Raw genomic sequence first — 17,361 nt, 5'->3', positions numbered from 1 at the left:
CGGTCGCAGGCTGCCATCGGATCGCTGGTGAAGGAATGCTGCCGCTGGCAGACGAACGGACCCTGGCAGCGGAGCGCTGGGGAGTGGGTCGGGATAGGCTTGCGAGCGCGGTTCAGCTTTGGCTCAGGCAGCGGATAGTATGTACGTATGCCGGCCTCGAGGCCACAGGCGTTCATCCATGGCAACGAAGAAAACACCCTCTGACGGACATCCGGTGACCGAATTCACGGCGACCGAATTCACGGCGACCGAGGTCACCGTGCTCCTGGGGCGACTCCGAGAGGGCGACCGATCGGCTCTCGATGAGCTTCTGCCGATGGTTTACGGCGAGCTGCGGCGGATGGCCAGGCATCGGGTCCGCGGGCGGCGAGGTTCCCAGACCCTCGACACCACGGCCGTTGTGCACGAGGCTTTCCTCAAGCTGGCGGGCAGCTCTTCCCAAGACTGGCAGGATCGGGTTCATTTCTACGCTGTTGCCGCTCGCGCCATGCGCCAGGTGGTCACCGACTATGCGCGCCGGCGCAACGCCGAGAAGCGCGGCGGCGACCGCCACGCCGTCGATCTCGATGCCGTGCCCCTCTCCGTCGAAGGACAACAGGCGGCCTGGATCGTCGACCTCGACCGCGCCCTCGGAGGCCTCAAGGAGGTCTCACCACGGCTCGCCCAGGTCGTCGAGTGCCGCTACTTCGGCGGCATGACGGACCAGGAGATCGCCGCCATGCTCGACGTGACCGACCGCACCGTGCGGCGCGACTGGGTGAAGGCGCGCGCCTGGTTGTACCGCGAGATGGCCGATGGCGCGACCTCCGACTGAGGCCCGGAAGGGATGCTCACTGCGATGAAACGGAGGGCCGGGACTGACACTAGAATGGCCGTGGCCAGGACCTGCGATGATCTGATCTCGCCCGTGGCGTGACTGGCGGTACCGCGAACGATGCCCGAACCTCCTCCGAATGACGTCACCCGCCTGATCGCCGATTGGCGTGCCGGCGACGCGGCCGCCCTCGACGAGCTCCTGCCGCTGGTATACGAAGAGCTGCGCCGGCTGGCCGCGAGCCATCTCCGGCGCGAGCGCTCGGATCACACGCTGCAGACGACGGCGCTGGTTCACGAGGCCTATCTCAAGCTCCTCGGCGGAGCTCCGGTGCGCCTCGCCAACCGCTCGCAGTTCTTCCAGTTCGCGGCCCAGGCCATGCGTCGCATCCTGGTCGACCATGCCCGCCGTCTGCAGGCCAAGAAACGCTGGGATCCGAGCCAGAAGATCTCCCTCGACAGCGTCGGTGAGGTCGAGGTGCCGCTCGATGATCGCCTGCTCGCGGTGCACGATGCCCTCGAGCGCTTGGCGGCCATCCGCCCCCGCCAGGCCCAGCTCGTCGAGATGCGCTACTTCGGAGGCTTCGGCCTCGAGGAGATCGCCGAGTGTCTCAGCTTGTCCCGCGCTACCGTGGCGCGCGATTGGCAGGTCGCCCGCCGCTGGCTCTTCGCCCAGCTCGCCAGCGGGAAGAAGTCGGCCGAATGAGCCAGCAGCAGGAAGAACGTTTCTACGACCTCATCGATCGCGCCCTCGATCTCGAACCGGAGGAGCGGCGCAAGTTCCTGGAATCGGAGTGCGGCGATGATCAGGATCTGCTGTCCCGCGTCTGGGAAGCGGTGGACTCTTCCGACGAGGACCTGAGCGACTTCCTCGCGGCTCCGGCCTACGCCGGTGGAGCGCCCGCCGAAACCACCGTCGATCTGCTGCCGGAGGGGCAGGAACCGGGCATCGCTCGGGTCTCCGCACCGGACGTCGAGGAGGAGCTGCCGGACCGCATCGGTCCCTTCTTCATCCTCGACTCCCTCGGCAGTGGCGGCATGGGGCGGGTCTACCTCGCCGAGCAGCGCCAGCCGGTGCATCGCAAGGTCGCCCTCAAGGTGATGCACAACAGCCTCCAAGGGACGGCCTCGCGGGCCCGCTTCCAGGCCGAGCGCCAGGCCCTGGCTCGCCTGTCCCACCCCAACGTCGGGCAAATCCTCGAAGCCGGCACCACCGCCGACGGTTTTCCCTTCTTCGCCATGGAGTGGGTGCCGGGCGAGCCGATCCACCGAGCGGCCAATGCGCGACGGCTGACCATCGAGGAGCGTCTCGAGCTGATCATCGCCGTTTGTCGGGGCGTCGAGCACGCCCACCAGCGGCAGGTGCTGCACCGCGATCTCAAGCCCTCGAACGTGCTGGTGACGGAAGTCGACGGCCGTCTGACTCCGAAGATCATCGACTTCGGAATCGCCAAGGCACTCGACTCACCGCTGAGCGGCGCCACCCTGATGACCGCCGGCCTGGCGGTCGGGACCCCCGCCTACATGAGCCCCGAGGCCCTCGCCGGCGACAGCGACGACCTCGACACCCGCACCGACGTCTATTCGCTGGGAATCTTGCTCTACGAGCTGCTGGTCGGGGTGGCGCCCCACGACGGCCGCAGCGGCAGCGTGGTGCGCATGGTGCACCAGGTCCTCAACAACGATCCGCCACGGCCGAGCCAGCGCCTGGCCAGCCTCGACGAAGATCAGCGCCTGGAGGTCGCCACCGGACGGCACCTCTCGCCGCCCGAGCTCAAGCGTCGCCTGGCCGGGGATCTCGATTGGATCACTCTGCGGGCCGTCGCCCGCGGCCGAGAGGATCGCTACGGATCCGCTGCCGAGCTCGCCGCCGATCTCGAGAAGCACCTCCAGCACGAGCCCGTCGAAGCCGGACCGCCGAGCGCCGTCTATCGCTTCTCCAAGCTGCTGCGCCGTCACCGCGGGGTCGCCATCGCCACTCTGCTGCTGTTCCTCGCCCTCGGTGCCGGCCTGGTGGCTCGGACCTTCGAAGCCCGCCGGGCGAGCGCCGCGGCGGAGCTCGCCCGCCAGTCCCAGCGTCAGGCCGAGCAGGCGCGGGACGAAGCTCAGCAGGTGACGCAGTTCCTGGTCGACCTGTTCAGCGCCGCCGATCCTCGGCAGACCCAAGGCCGGCAGGTCGATGCCATCGAGCTTCTCGACCTAGGGGCCGGCGAGCTGGCGGAGCACTTCGATGGTCCGCCCTCGATGCAGGCGACGCTGATGGTCACCGTGGGGCGGGTCTACTTCACCCTCGGTCGCTACCGCGATGCGCTGGCTCTGGCCGAAGGCGCCCTCAACCTGCGACGCGCCGAGATACCCCCGGACGAGCTCGCCATCGCGGCGACCCTGCACGACGTCGCGCTCTATCAGCAGCGCAGCGGCGAGCTGGTCGCCGCCAAGGCCTCCGAGGTCGAGGCGCTGGCGATCCGCGAACGCCTGCTGCCGGCAGGGGATCCGGCGATCGCGGCCTCGCTCTATGGTCTGGCGGTTCAGGCTTCGATGTCCGATCGCCTCGACGAAGCGGTCGGCCTCTACGGCCGGGCGCTGGCGATCTGGCAAAGCTCGCTCGGCGACGAGACTCCGGAGGTGGCGCGAGTCCATTCGAGCCTGGGCTCGGCGCACCTCCTCCTCGGCCGGCCGGAGAAGGCTCGCCCCCTGCTCGAACGCTCCGTCGAGCTCAGCGAGAAGGTCTACGGGCCGCTCGATCCGGCGGTGGCGAGCGCGGTCAGCAACCTCGCCTTCTGCGCTCTCCGGGAGCAGCGCTACGAGGAGTCCCTGGCGCTCTACGAACGCGGTCTGGAGATCCGCCGAGAGCTCTTCGGCGACGACCATCCGAGCATCGCCAACAGCCTTCTCAACCTGGGCGGTGTCCACGAGGAGAGCGGCGACCTCGCCGCTGCTCGGCAGCGCTACCGAGAGGCAATGGAGATCCACCAGCGCTCCCTTGGGGCGAATCACATGGTGACCGCCCGCAGCGTCAGCGCCCTCGGCAAGACCTACCTCGCCGACGGCGACTATGGCGCCGCCGAGCCCTTGCTCCGTCGGGCCTGGGAAATCCGCCGCGCCGCGTTGCCAGAGGGCCACCTGCGCCGGCAGGAAAGCGCGCGGAAGCTCCTCGACCTGCTGACCGCCACCGGTCGTGCCGACGAAGGCGGCGAGCTGCGAAAGGAGATCGCGACGGACTCCTGAGCCCGAGTCGGCCGACCGCCTCGGCGCCATCTCATTGCATCTGAACTCGCGGCGGCGGGCGAAGGGATGGGCGAACCCTGAACGGAAAGGACTAGCCTGCCCATGACCAATTCGAGCGCCCCCTCTCGAGTCTTCCTGCTCCTCGCCCTGGCGGGCTTGCTCCTCGGGTGTCCCGCCGACGAAAGAGGCGCCGAGGTCGAAGATCCCGGCATCGCCTTCGTTGGCGTCTCCGTCTTGGCACCGAACGACCGCTGGCTCGATGATCAGACGCTGCTGGTGCGCGGCGCGGTGATCACTGCCCTCGGAGCACGGGACGAGGTCGCTATCCCCGACGGAGTGGAAGTCATCTCCGGCGAGGGTCGATATGTGGTTCCGGGGCTGGTCGACAGCCACGTCCATCTCGACGACCCCAGCGAGCTCGACATCTACCCCACCTACGGCATCACCACGGTGGTCAACCTGCGCGGCGTCGGCCGTCACCTCCGCTGGCGCGACGAGATTGCTCGCGGTGAGCGCTTCGGCCCCCGGTTGGTGACCGCCGGCGATTACCTCGACGGCGACCCTCCCTGGATGGAGCCGATGACCAGCGTCACGACTCCGGAAGATGCTGCCCAGGTAGTGCGCGAGCAGAAGCAGGCTGGCTACGATCTGGTCAAGGTCTACAGTCAGCTCAGCACGGACCAGCTACGGGCCATCACCGCAGCCGCACGCGAGGTCGGCACGGTGGTCGTCGGTCACGCCTCGAACAACTATGATCTCGAGACCCTGATCGCCGCTGGCCAGAGCAACGTCGCTCACGGTCAACAGCTACTGCGCTGGTATCTGCCGGAATCCCCGAGCGACGCCGAGATCGACACCGTCGCTCGCCAGCTCGCGGCCGGTGGAGTGTCGGTGACGCCCAATCTCTCCTGGACCCTCGGTCTGCTGCGCCAGGGCGAGGATCTGGCGGCGCTGTTGGAGGAACCGGACGCAGGCTGGCTCCATCCGGCGGTGCTGCAACCTTGGCGACCGGGATTCAACCGCTACATCCGCGACGCCGAGACCTGGGTTCCCGATGTTCGCCAGCGTTTCGAGATCGAAAAACGACTGGTGTCAGCGCTCCACCAGGCCGGCGTGACGCTGTTGGCGGGAACCGACGCATCGACCTCCGGGGTCTATCCTGGAGCCTCTCTCCACGACGAGCTCCTCCTGCTGGAAGAGGCCGGCCTGACGCCGGCCCAGGCCCTCGCCACGGCGACCCGCAATCCCGGCGAGCTCCTCCACCGCTGGCTGCCGCAGGGCCCCCGCAGCGGTGAGATCTCGGTTGGCATGCAGGCCGACCTGCTGCTGGTCGAGGGCGATCCTCTCGCCGACCTGGGGCGGCTGCGCCGCCCCGCCGGCACCATGTTGGCGGGCCGCTGGCACCCGCGCTCCGACCTCGAGGCGCGACGCCAGCAGCTCGTCGATCGCTTCGCAATCCTCGGGCCGGTAGTCGAGGAGCTCGAGTCGGCGCTGTTTGCGGGCGACGTCGCGGCGGCTCGGCCGATCTTCGACGCCTGGCGGCGCGATCATCCGCAGGAGCAGCTCTTCGCGCAGTATCCGCTGTTCTTCGCCTCTTACCGCTTCCTCTACGGCGCCGACGGCTTCCAGACCGAGCCGAAGCCTTTGGAGACCGCCCTCGAACTCTATCGCATGTACGCCGAAACCTACCCCGAGTACCATTCCTCCCACTATCTGCTGGGCGAGGTCTATCGCGCCCTGGGGCGCGATCAGGCGGCGGCATCTGCCTACCGAGAAGCCCTCCGGCTCCATCCGCTTCATCCACGGGCCAGCGCCGCCCTCGAGGAAATCGCAGCCGGATCGCCAGCGTCGAAGGATCCTGCCTGATCGTTGGGCCTGCTCTCTCGTCGCGGCGGCTGTGCTTCGCCGGGCCCTCCTGGGCCCGGTAGCAAGCTTCCTCAACTCCATCTCAGCGAGCCACCGGGCGGAGATAAGTCAGGGACGGCGGATCAGCGTCCTTGCATAGAGGGGTAGCTATGCGCTAAAATGTGGTTATCGGTTTATGTTTTCGGTTCCCTGCCGGCTGCGGCATGGGCCTTGCTGAAGGAGGATTTGCCATGTCGTACCGGTTCTTTTCCACTTCCGTAGAAAACCTCAAACGCGCCGGCGAGCGCCGCGCCCGCCTCGCCGCGCTGGCAGCTCCCCTCGCTGACCGCCAGCCCCGAGGACTTCCTCCGGCCGCCTTCGACCGCCGCCTGGGGCGAGACTTCTTCACCAGCACCGGACAGCCCGCGACCATTCCGGGTCCGCCCTCGGCGGCCGTCATCGCCCTCACCCGGCTGGCCTTCGGACCGCGTCCCGGCGATGTCGCCGCCTTCAACGCCCTCGGCGGGAACGACAGCCAGCGCCTCGAGGCGTGGGTCGATCAACAACTCGCCCCGGGATCGATCGACGACTCCGCCCTCGACAATCGCCTGGCGAGCTCCGGCTTCACCACCCTCGACAAAACCGTGCAACAGCTCTGGACCGAGCACGCGACCGCCGACCTCCCCTGGGAAGAGGTGATCCGCCCGCTCACCGAAACCGAGCTGGTGACCTTCTTGCGCGCGATCCACAGCCGGCGGCAGCTCTTCGAGGTGATGGTCGATTTCTGGCACAACCACTTCAACGTCTTCGCTCACGAGTGGCCCTTCGGACCGCTCTGGGTGAGCCACGACCGTGATGCCATCCGCGCTCATGCCTTCGGCAACTTCCGGCAAATGCTCGAAGCGGTGACGCGTTCGCCGGCGATGCTCTACTACCTCAACAACGTGGTGAACTCCTTCGAGGACGCCAACGAGAACTTCGCCCGCGAGCTCCTCGAGCTCCATGGCCTCGGGGCCGAGCACTACTTCGGCAACATTCCGCAAGCCAGCGTGCCTCGGGATGGCGAAGGGCGGCCACGGGGCTATGTCGAGGACGACGTCATCTCGGCGGCTCGCTGCCTCACCGGCTGGACCTTGCGCAATCGCGATTGGGACCCGGACTTCGGAGACACCGGCGAGTTCTTCTACTACGACCCATGGCACGACCACGATCCCAAGCACTTGCTGGGGATGGACCTGCCAGCCAATCAGCCGGCGATGAAGGACGGCCACGATTTGCTCGACGCCATCGCCGAGCATCCGGGGACCGCCCGCCATGTCGCCGGCAAGATCGCACGTCGCCTGCTCGGCGATCAGCCGCCGGCGGCGGTGGTCGACGCGGCCGCGGCGGTGTTCGCCGCCAACGTCGCAGCTTCCGACCAAATCGCCCGAGTGATTCGTAGCGTGGTCCTGAGCCCGCAGTTCCTCACCACCTGGGGTGACAAGGTGAAGCGCCCCTTCGAGATCGCCGTCAGCTTCTTCCGGGCGACCGCCGGGGACCTGCCCTTCGTGCGCAACGACGATGCCACCAACTGGTTTCGCTGGGAGTACTACCAGGCCGGCCAGCCGCTCTTCGGCTGGCATCCCCCCAACGGCTATCCGGACTTCAAGAACGCCTGGAATACCAGCGCGCCTCGAGTCATGAGCTGGCGCCTGCCGAACATGTTGATCCAGGTGGAGGACGCTGACGAAAACCTCTACTTCGACCTGCTCGGACAGGTACCCGCGGGAGTCCGCTCCGCCGATGCCCTGGTCAACTTTTGGACCGACCGCATGCTCGGCCGATCGGTGCCATTGGATGAGCACACCAAGCTGGCCGAGTTCATGGCGCAGGGACACAACCCGTCCTTCGACCTGCCCCTCGACAGCGATCAGGACACCCGCAGCCGAATGCGTGCCCTGGTTGCCGTGATCGCCCAATCCCCTTCATTCCTGTGGCGCTGAGAGCGGGAGGATCGAGCCATGTGCACTGACATCACTCGTCGCGGATTCCTCGTCGGCTGCTCGGCGGCCATCGCCGGCCTCGCCGGCTCGCGTTTCAACACCGTCGCCTTCGGTGACCCGGGCCTCAATCAGGAGATCCTGGTGGTGCTCTTCCTGCGCGGCGGGATCGATGGCCTCTCCCTCGTGCCACCCATCGGCGGCAGCGATCGCGGCCACTACGAGGCAGCTCGACCGACCTTGCGCATCCCGACGGCGGGCGGCGGTGCGGCGATCAATCTCAACGGTCAGTTCGGCCTACACCCTTCGGCGAGCCCGCTGTTCGATCTCTTTCAGGACGGCAACCTGGCGATCGTCCAGGCGACCGGCATTTCCAATCTGGTCAATCGCTCGCACTTCGACGCCATGCAGTATGTCGAGCTCGGGACTCCCGGCTCCACCACCATCTCGACCGGCTGGCTGACCCGTCATCTGACCAGCGCCGGCAACCTGCCGCCGGACCTGGTGATGCAATCCCTGGCCGTCGGCGACCTGCAACCGGCTTCTCTGTTGTCCAACCTCGAGACCGTCAACGTCGCCAATCCGGATGCCTTCAACGTCGACAACGGACCCTGGTTGTGGCGCCATGCCCAGCGCACGGCGCTGCGCGCCCTCTACCAGGAAGGCGGTACCTGGCTCCACGACGCCGGCTTGCAAGCCCTCGATGCGGTCGACATCGTGTCCCTCAACGCCGGCGATAGCTATACCCCGGCGAACGGCGCCGTCTACCCCGACGGCGACTTCGGTGATCAGCTCAAGGTGCTGGCCCAGATGATCAAGCTCGACCTCGGTCTGCAGGTCGCGACCCTCGATTTCGGCGGCTGGGACACCCACGACGACCAGGGCACCGGCTCCACCGGCTATCTGGCCGACCTGTTCGACGAGCTCAGCCGGGGTCTGGCGGCCTTCTACACCGACCTCGACGGCGCCGGCACCAGCGACTACATGCAACGCCTCACCATGGTGGTGCAGAGCGAGTTCGGTCGCGAGCTGTTCGAGAACGCCGACTCCGGTACCGAGCATGGCTACGGCAATTTGATGCTGTTGCTCGGCGACAACGTCAACGGTGGCTTTCACGGTACCTGGCCCGGTCTCGCCGGCGGTCAGCTGGTCGACGGCACCGATCTCGCCGTGACCACCGACTATCGGCGCGTCCTCAGCGAAGTGTTGGTTCGCCGGATGTGCAATCCCAACATCTCCCAGATCTTCCCCACCTACAGCGGCTACAGCCCCATGGGGGTGGTCCAGGGCGAGGATCTCGACACCGGCGGCACGATCTTCGCGGACGGCTTCGAGTCCGGAACCACCGCCGAGTGGTCCGCTCGCGTCGACTGAGTCGGCAGGCGCAGACCCCATCCGGTACCTCTCTTCGGCGTCCTGTCGGTCAGTTCCCCGACGCTGAGCGGAGACCCGAGGCAGGCGCCGAGGGAAGTCGCCTTGCCGCCTCCGGCCGGAACCGGGGTAAGTTCTACTGAGTCGTTTCACGAAATCGCGGGAGGGGACCCTTGATTCTGGCCGGAGACATCGGAGGAACGCACGCCCGGCTGGCCTGTTTCTCGGCCGCCGGCGAGCGGCTCGCCTTTCGCTCCTTCCGCAGCGCCGACTTCGCCGGCCTCCCGGAGATCCTCGAGACCTTTTTCGAGCAGGGCGACCCCGCCGCCGTGACCGACGCCTGCCTCGGAATCGCCGGACCAGTGTTCGACAACCGCTGCCATGCCCCCAATCTCGCCTGGAAAGTCGACGGCGGTGAGATCGCCCGCCGCTTCGACTTCGGCCGCTGCCGACTGATCAACGATCTCGTCGCCACCGCCGAGGGGTTGGCCGATCTCGCCCCCGCTGAGCTCTCCGTTCTGCAGCCCGGGGATCGCAGGCCGGAGGGGTGCCGACTGCTGATCGCTGCCGGCACCGGCCTTGGTCTGGCACTCCTGCCACCGGCCGATTCGCCGGGTAGGCAGCAGATCCTGCCCTCCGAGGTCGGCCATGCGGATTTTGCGGCACGCACCGACGAGGAGATCGAGCTGCTGCGCTTTCTTCGCCGCCGTCACGGCCGAGTCGGCATCGAGCGGGTGGTCTCCGGTCCTGGCATCGTCGCGATCTGGGAGCATCTTTCGCAGCGCCACCGGCGCGAGGTGGCGCCGAGCCTCGGACAGCGCCTCACCACTCCCAAGGTCGACATCGCGGCCGAGATCGCCCGTGCTGCTGGCAGCGGCGAGTGCCCGGTGGCGGAGCGCACGGTGAACTTGTTCCTCGGCGCTTTCGGCGCCCTCGTGGGCAGCTTGGCCCTGACCGTCCTGGCCACCGGCGGGGTTTATCTCGCCGGCGGCATCCCGACCAAGCTGATCCCGGCCCTGAGCAAGCCAACCTTCCTCGAGGCCTGGCGCGCCAAGGGCCGCTTCTCCGACTTCGTCCGGGGTCTTCCCCTGACGGTGGTGCGGGCCGAAGACACGGCGCTCCGTGGGGCGGCTCGAATCGCAATGCAATGAGCGCCGTCGCCGGCCGCCGCGGCGGCATCCTCCTGCACTTGACGTCGCTGCCCTCGCCCGGAGCCATCGGCCAGCTCGGACCGGCCGCCGAGGCCTTCGTCGACTGGCTGGCGGCCGCCGATCAAGCGGTCTGGCAAATTCTGCCCTCAGGCCCTCCCGGATTCGGAGATTCACCCTACGGGGCGCACTCTTCTCGCGCCGGCAATCCGCTGCTGATCTCGCCCCTGGAGCTGTTCGAAAGCGGATTGCTGCCGCGCTCGGTACTGCCCTCCTCGCCGGCGACGCCGAGGGTCGACTTCGCTCGCGCCCGCGAGGACCAGGAGAGAATCCTCGGCCACGCTTTCAAAGCCTACGAGCAGCGCCCTGAGGTGCGCGTCCGGTTCGAGGAGCTCCTCGCCCCGGAGGCTTCCTGGCTCGATGATTGGAGTCTCTTCGCCGCCCTCAAGGAAGCCCACGAAGGCGCTCCCTGGACGGCCTGGGAAGACCCGCTGCGCGATCGCCGGCGCGAAGATCTCGACCGGACTCGGCACCGCCTCCGGCACCGCATCGCCTTCCACCGCTTCGTGCAGGGCTGTTTCCTCGAGCAGTGGCGCCGTTTTCGACGGCGGGTTCGCGCCGCTGGCGTCCAGGTACTCGGTGACCTCCCGATCTACTGTTCAGCGGATAGCGTCGAGGTGTGGCAGCGCCGCGACCTGTTCGAGCTCGCCGCCGACGGTCACCCGAGCCACGTCGCCGGAGTTCCGCCGGACTACTTCTCCCCCCGCGGCCAGACCTGGGGCAACCCTCTCTACCGCTGGGACCGACATCGTGCCGAGGGCTTTCGCTGGTGGACTGATCGTCTCGCCAGCGCGCTGCAGCGTTTCGACCTTCTACGCCTCGATCATTTCCGCGGCTTCGAAGCCTTCTGGCGCATCCCCGCGAATGCCGAGTCGGCGGCAGCGGGCGAATGGCGTCCCGGCCCCGGCGGGGATCTGTTCACAGCCTTTGTAGGCACCCGGGAGGGCCTTGCGCCGCTGATCGCCGAGGACCTCGGGGTGGTCACTCCCGAGGTCGAAGCCCTGCGCCGGTCCTTCGACCTGCCGACGATGCGGGTGCTGCAGTTCGCCTTCGATGAACCCGGCAGCGTTCACCTGCCCCATGCCATTCCTCGCCGTGCGGTGGTCTACACGGGCACCCACGACAACGACACCACCGTCGGCTGGTGGCGCTCCCTCGGGGACCAGGCAAAGCGTCGCGCCCGCTCTTATCTCGGCCCCGGACCGATTCACTCGGCCCTGCAGCGTGCCGCCTACACCAGCCCCGCCGAGCTGGCGATCTTGCCGGCCCAGGATGTCCTCGGTCTGGGTCCCGAGGCGCGCATGAACCGCCCCGGCTCGGCGGTCGGCAACTGGGCCTGGCGCCTATCACCGCAGGACCTCGGCACCGGCGAGGCGGAACGGCTGGCGGAGCTGATCGCCGTCAGCGATCGTGGCCCCGAGACCGAGACTGCCGCCGGCTAGCCCAGAGGGGCTCAGGAGACCGGCGAATCGATGCGGGCTCGCAGCGCCGGCAAGTAGGCTTCGACGGCGTAGTCCCGCACCATCCGATCGCTCGAGAATTGCGCGCTGACCGTCGCAATCGAGTTTCGAACCATGGCGAGCCAGCGCGGCGAGTAGCCCTCCGCGGTGCGATCGTAGTAGCGCTCCGCCACCTCCTCGAGGGTGGCGTAAAGGGCGGTCGCGTCGCGCGCGTCGTTCTCTTCGTCGCTCCCCCCGACGGCCCCCGAGTCGATCGCCCAACCGTTACTACCGTCCCAGCCCTCGGGCCACCAGCCATCGAGAATCGACAGGTTCGGGACCCCGTTCATGGCGGCCTTCTGGCCGCTGGTGCCGCTCGCTTCCATCGGCCGCCGAGGAGTATTCAGCCAGACATCGGTGCCCTGCACCAGGTTCTGGCCAACGCGCATGTCGTAGTCCTCGAGAAAGAACACTCGGCCGCGAAACTCGGGCGATTGACCGAGGCGGAAGATCTCCTCGATCAACCGCTGACCTGGAATGTCGGCAGGATGGGCCTTGCCGGCGAAGAGCAGGGTCACCGGGCGCTCCCGGTGCCAGAGGAGGGCCCGCAAGCGCTCCAGGTCGCGGAAGATCAGGCGGGCTCGCTTGTAGGTGGCGAAGCGGCGCGCGAAGCCGATCAGCAGAGTTTCCCGATCGAGCCGGTCGGAAACCCCGTCGAGCTCCGCTGGAGCGCAGCCGTGGCGGGCAAGCTGCTCCCGCCAGCGGCTGCGGGCGAAGTGCACCAGGCGCTCCTTCTGCGCCTGCCGCGCCCGCCAAAGGGTGGCGTCGGACAGCTCGCGCAGGGCGACCTCGGCCACCGCCGGTTCCTGCAGTAAGCGATCTTGCCAGGTCTCCCCGAGGTGCCGGCGCAACACGTCACGCATCTCGCGCCCGACCCAGGTGGGTGCATGGACACCATTGGTGATCGGCCGAATCTCGACCTCGGACTGATCACCGGCGCGCCGCAGATGGCGCCACATGTCGTTGGTCACCTCGGCGTTCAGGCGACTCACCGCGTTGGCGTAGCCGCTGGTGCGCAAGCCGAGGGCGGTGAGATTGAAGGCATCGTCGCCGACACGACCGCTCTGGCCGAGGTCGAGGAGGTCCTCCGTCGTCATTCCGAAAAGCCCGTCGAAGGGCTCGAGGTAGCGCCGCGCCAGGCCGCGATCGAAGGTCTCATTGCCGGCCGGTACCGGTGTGTGGGTTGTGAACACGGTGTTGCGCGCCAGCTCCGTGAGAGCTTCCCGCAGCGGCCCCACGCCGTCCTTCTCCAGCCGGCGCAGGCGCTCGAGCTGGAGGAGAGCACAGTGGCCCTCGTTGACGTGCCAGACTCCGGGGGAGATGCCGAGGGCCGCCAGGGCCGCCACCCCCCCGAGCCCCAGCACGGTCTCTTGCACCAGGCGCATCTCGCGCCCCCGGACATAGAGATTGTTGGTGATCGGGCGCAGCGCCGTCGGATTCTCGGGGACATCCGTATCGAGCAGCAGCAACGGCACTCGACCGACCTGGGCGACCCAAACTCGCACCGTCACCTCGCGGTCCGCCAGCGGCACCGTGACCCGAACCTCGCGGCGGGTCTGGCCGGCGGCCAGCCGGAGCGGCAAGCGGGAGAAGTCGTACTCGGGATAGAAGTGCTGCTGGCGGCCTTCGGGATCGATGGTCTGACGAAAATAGCCGCAGCGGTAGAGCAATCCCACCGCCACCAGCGGTAGGCCGAGATCGCTGGCGCTCTTGTTGTGGTCACCGGAAAGCACCCCGAGACCACCGGAATAGATCGCCAGCGACTGATGCAGCCCATACTCCATCGAGAAATAGGCGATCGGTTCCTGTGGCCCTTGAGAGTCATACCAGGTGCCGTTGCGCTCTCCCATGTAGTCCTCGAAGTCCGCCACCGTGTCTCGAAACTCGCTCATGAAAGAGTCGCTGGCGATCAGGCTCTGCCAGTCGGAGGCGGTGACATTGAGCAGCATCTCGACCGGATTCCGGTACTTCTCCCAGGCCCAGCGATCGATGTGGGCGAACAGCCTCCAGGCTTTCGGGCTCCAGGTCCACCAGAGGTTGTAGGCCAGGTCGTAAAGCTTGGAGACTTCCTCCGGAAGCTCGACGTCGGCTGCCGGCACGGTCGGAATTCGAAATGGCTGGGACATGACGGTTCGGGCTCCTCGGCGAACAAACCTCGACGGTACGGCTCAATAGTCGGCCGATCATGACAATCCGAAGGCCGCCTGTACAGCGTCTCGGCGGCACTCCTGCGAACGAAAAACCTCGACCGCCGGGTCGCGATTCCGATAGGCTCCGAATTGTCCGATCTTCGGTGCCAGGACGAAGGGAGGGTCGATGATCCAAAGCTCACCCAGGGAGTCCCTCTTCGAAGCTCGCGGCCTGTCCAAGATTTACCGCATGGGCGAGGTCGAGGTGGTCGCCTTGGCGCAGGTCGACCTCGATCTCACGGAGTCCGAGTACATCGTCCTCTTGGGACCGTCCGGCAGCGGCAAATCGACCCTCCTCAACATCCTCGGTGGCCTCGATGTACCGACCTCCGGTAGCGTGCGATTCCGCACCCTACGGCTCGACGGTGCCGACGAGGCGGAGCGCACCCGCTATCGTCGCGAGCACGTCGGTTTCGTCTTCCAGTTCTACAACTTGATCCCGAGTTTGACCGCGGAGGAGAACGTCGAGCTGGTGACGGACATCGCCGTCGATCCGATGGCTCCCGCCGAGGCCTTGCGTCTGGTCGGCCTCGAAGATCGCCGCGACCACTTCCCGGCCCAGCTCTCCGGTGGCGAGCAGCAGCGCGTCGCGATCGCCCGGGCGATCGCCAAGCGGCCCCAGGTGCTGCTCTGCGACGAGCCCACGGGAGCCCTCGACATCGCCACCGGAATTCTGGTCCTCGAAGCCATCGACCGGATTCATCGCGAGCTCGGCACCACCGTCGCCGTGATTACCCACAACGCCGCCATCGGTCAGATCGCCGACCGCGTCATTCGCCTCGCCGACGGTCGCATCGTCGGGATCGACCGCAATCCTCACCGGGCACTGCCCGGTGACCTCGAGTGGTGAGCCGTGAGGGCCCTCGACCGCAAGATGCTGCGTGACCTCTGGAGCCTCAAGGCCCAGGCCCTCGCCATCGCCCTGGTGGTGGGAGCCGGCATCGCCATGATGGTGGCCTACGGCAGCACCTTCCATACCCTCGAAGGCGCCCGTCAGCTCTACTACGATCAGACCCGATTCGCCGACGTCTTCGGCCAGGCGAAGCGGGTTCCGCAGCGGGTGGCGAACCAGCTCGCCGCCATCGACGGCGTACAGCAGGTGGATACGCGAGTGGTTGCGGAGGTCAATCTCGACGTCGTCGACTTCGACGAGCCGGTCGTCGGCCGTCTGATCTCCCTGCCCCTCCCCGGCGAGCCGGCCCTCAACCGGGTTTTCCTGCGCCGCGGTTTCTGGCCCGATCCGGCGCGACCCCGGGAGACGGTGGTCAGCGAGGCCTTCGCCAGCGCCCATCGCCTGGTCCTCGGCGACTCCCTGGCAGCGGTGATCAACGGTCGCTACCGGCGCCTCGACATCGTCGGAATCGGTCTCTCGCCGGAGTATGTCTACAGCCAACCGGCTGGGGCGCTGCTGCCCGACGATCAGCGCTTTGGAGTCCTCTGGATGGGGCGCCAAGCCCTCGCCACCGCCTTCGACCTCGATGGTGCCTTCAACGATGTCGCCCTCCAGCTCACCGCCGATGCCTCGCTGCCGGCGGTGCTGGCGGACACCGACCGGGTGCTCGAGCCCTACGGCGGACTAGGAGCCATTCCCCGCTCCCTCCAGAGCTCGAACTGGTTCGTCGAGAACGAGCTCTCCGAGCTGTCCTCCTTCGCCACCATCCAGCCGATCATCTTCCTCTCGGTGGCGGCCTTTCTGCTCAATATCGTCTTCGCTCGCCTGCTCTCACTGCAGCGTCCCCAGATTGCCGCCCTCAAGGCCCTCGGCTATGGCAACTTGGCGCTGGCCCTCCACTACGGCGCCATGGCGATCGCCGTCGGCCTGGTCGGCGCCGTCCTCGGGATCTTCGGTGGCCATCGCTTGGGGCTCGGCATGACCGCCCTCTACAGCGACTATTTCCGCTTCCCCCGCTTCGTCTTCGAGATGCCGTCGCTGCTCCTCTGGACGGCCCTCCTGGTGAGCGTCGGTGCCGCCGCCTTCGGCGCCTTCTCGGCGGTTCGCCGTGCGGTCCGAATCCCGCCGGCGGAAGCCCTGCGGCCGGAGCCGCCGGTGGCCTATCGGCGCGGTTGGATCGAGCGCCTCGGGCTCAAAAAGGCGCTGCCGCCGGAGGCCCGCATGGTGTTGAGGCATCTGGCGCGGCGCCCCCTCCGCACTTCCCTGGCGGTCCTCGGTCTGGCCCTCTCGGTGGCCATTCTGGTGCTCGGATCGTCCTTCTTCGACGCCCTCGACGAGGTCATCCGGCTGGAGTTCGAGACCGCTCGCCGGCACGATGCCACCATGACCTTCTTCGAGGATCGATCGACCGCCGTCGTGCATGCCGCCGATCGCCTGCCGGGGGTCCTGCGGGCCGAACCTTTCCGCACCGTCCCGGTCCGCCTGCGCCACGGCGCCCGCAGTCGTCAGCTCGCCATCACCGGCCTGCCGGCGGTCGGTGAGCTACAGCGTCAGGTCGACATCGGCGCCGGTCCGCAGCCACCCCCGGTCGAGGGGCTTTCCCTGAGCGCCAAGCTCGCCGAGGTCCTCGCCATCGCGCCCGGCCAGCGGCTGACGGTCGAGGTTCTCACCGGCCGGCGGACCAGCGCCGAGGTGCCGGTGACGGCGGTCGTCGAAGAGGTCATGGGCCTCTCCGCGATCATGGAGCTGGGCGCTCTGCAGCAGCTCCTCGGCGAGGAAGAGGCCCTCTCGGGAATCCACCTGAGCTTCGACCGACGCGCCGGCAATCAGCTCTTCCGCGAAGTCAAGGCGCTGCCGACGGTGGCCTCCCTGGCCCTCACCAGCGCCGCCGTCGAGAGCTTCCGAAACACCCTCGCCGAGAACCTCGGCGTGATGATCTTCTTCAATATCTTGTTCGGTTCCGTCATCGCCACCGGAGTGGTCTACAACACCGCCCGGGTGACCCTCTCGGAGCTGCAACGGGATCTCGCCAGCTTGCGAATCCTGGGGTTCACCCGCCGCGAGATTTCCGCCATTCTCCTCGGAGAGCTCGCCGCCATCACCTTCTTGGCGCTGCCGGTCGGAGCCCTCCTCGGCTTCGCCCTGACAGCGATGACGCTGACCATGTTCGACAACGAGCTCATGCGCTTGCCGCTCGCCATCGAGCCCTCGACCTTCGGCGGGGCGATGATCATCGTCCTGGTGGCGGCGACCGTCTCTGCGCTGCTGGTGCGACGGCGTCTGCGACGGCTCGACCTGGTGGCGACTCTCAAGACCCGCGAATGAAAGGAAGCCTGC

11 protein-coding genes are annotated in these 17,361 nt (G+C 67.6%); 10 read left to right on the top strand and 1 reads right to left on the bottom strand.

The genetic code is table 11. From position 1 onward, the window contains the following. The first annotated feature begins 178 nt into the window (after positions 1-178). The 8 genes from AAF604_00755 (at position 179) to malQ (ending at position 11,886) form a co-directional block, all read left to right on the top strand. Positions 179-814 carry a sigma-70 family RNA polymerase sigma factor gene (locus tag AAF604_00755; protein MEM7048151.1) on the top strand — a complete coding sequence of 212 codons (636 nt, stop codon included), beginning with the start codon at positions 179-181 and terminating at the stop codon, positions 812-814. A gap of 120 nt (positions 815-934) precedes the next feature. Continuing rightward, complete coding sequence (locus AAF604_00750) at positions 935-1,519, top strand: sigma-70 family RNA polymerase sigma factor (protein ID MEM7048150.1); 585 nt, start codon at positions 935-937, stop codon at positions 1,517-1,519. Continuing rightward, on the top strand, positions 1,516-4,041 hold the full coding sequence (locus tag AAF604_00745; GenBank protein ID MEM7048149.1) for a serine/threonine-protein kinase: 2,526 nt from the start codon (positions 1,516-1,518) through the stop codon (positions 4,039-4,041). The genes AAF604_00750 and AAF604_00745 overlap by 4 nt, the downstream gene beginning before the upstream one ends. A 102-nt stretch (positions 4,042-4,143) precedes the next feature. After that, the gene (locus AAF604_00740) at positions 4,144-5,907 is read left to right on the top strand and encodes an amidohydrolase family protein (GenBank protein MEM7048148.1); all 1,764 of its coding nucleotides are present in this window, start codon (positions 4,144-4,146) and stop codon (positions 5,905-5,907) included. A gap of 230 nt (positions 5,908-6,137) precedes the next feature. Further along, on the top strand, positions 6,138-7,868 hold the full coding sequence (locus tag AAF604_00735) for a DUF1800 domain-containing protein (GenBank protein MEM7048147.1): 1,731 nt from the start codon (positions 6,138-6,140) through the stop codon (positions 7,866-7,868). A gap of 18 nt (positions 7,869-7,886) precedes the next feature. Next, complete coding sequence (locus tag AAF604_00730; GenBank protein ID MEM7048146.1) at positions 7,887-9,239, top strand: DUF1501 domain-containing protein; 1,353 nt, start codon at positions 7,887-7,889, stop codon at positions 9,237-9,239. A 170-nt stretch (positions 9,240-9,409) separates the two neighbouring features. Next, the gene (gene glk / locus AAF604_00725; protein ID MEM7048145.1) at positions 9,410-10,387 is read left to right on the top strand and encodes a glucokinase; all 978 of its coding nucleotides are present in this window, start codon (positions 9,410-9,412) and stop codon (positions 10,385-10,387) included. Next, complete coding sequence (gene malQ, locus AAF604_00720) at positions 10,384-11,886, top strand: 4-alpha-glucanotransferase (GenBank protein MEM7048144.1); 1,503 nt, start codon at positions 10,384-10,386, stop codon at positions 11,884-11,886. Before glk ends, malQ begins: the two co-directional genes overlap by 4 nt. A gap of 11 nt (positions 11,887-11,897) precedes the next feature. Here the strand turns inward: malQ and glgP are convergent, their stop codons facing one another. After that, complete coding sequence (glgP, locus tag AAF604_00715; GenBank protein ID MEM7048143.1) at positions 11,898-14,069, bottom strand: alpha-glucan family phosphorylase; 2,172 nt, start codon at positions 14,067-14,069, stop codon at positions 11,898-11,900. Between the two features lie 190 nt (positions 14,070-14,259). Between glgP and AAF604_00710 the strand changes: the two genes are divergently transcribed. Both AAF604_00710 and AAF604_00705 read left to right on the top strand, forming a co-directional pair. Beyond that, the gene (locus AAF604_00710; GenBank protein MEM7048142.1) at positions 14,260-14,982 is read left to right on the top strand and encodes an ABC transporter ATP-binding protein; all 723 of its coding nucleotides are present in this window, start codon (positions 14,260-14,262) and stop codon (positions 14,980-14,982) included. A 3-nt stretch (positions 14,983-14,985) separates the two neighbouring features. Further along, the gene (locus AAF604_00705; GenBank protein MEM7048141.1) at positions 14,986-17,349 is read left to right on the top strand and encodes an ABC transporter permease; all 2,364 of its coding nucleotides are present in this window, start codon (positions 14,986-14,988) and stop codon (positions 17,347-17,349) included. Positions 17,350-17,361: the final 12 nt, after the last annotated feature.

This window comes from Acidobacteriota bacterium, assembly GCA_039028635.1.
Taxonomy (GTDB): domain Bacteria; phylum Acidobacteriota; class Thermoanaerobaculia; order Multivoradales; family JBCCEF01; genus JBCCEF01.
Note: the sequence above shows the minus strand (reverse complement) of the source record. Positions and strands in the feature narration are given on the sequence as shown.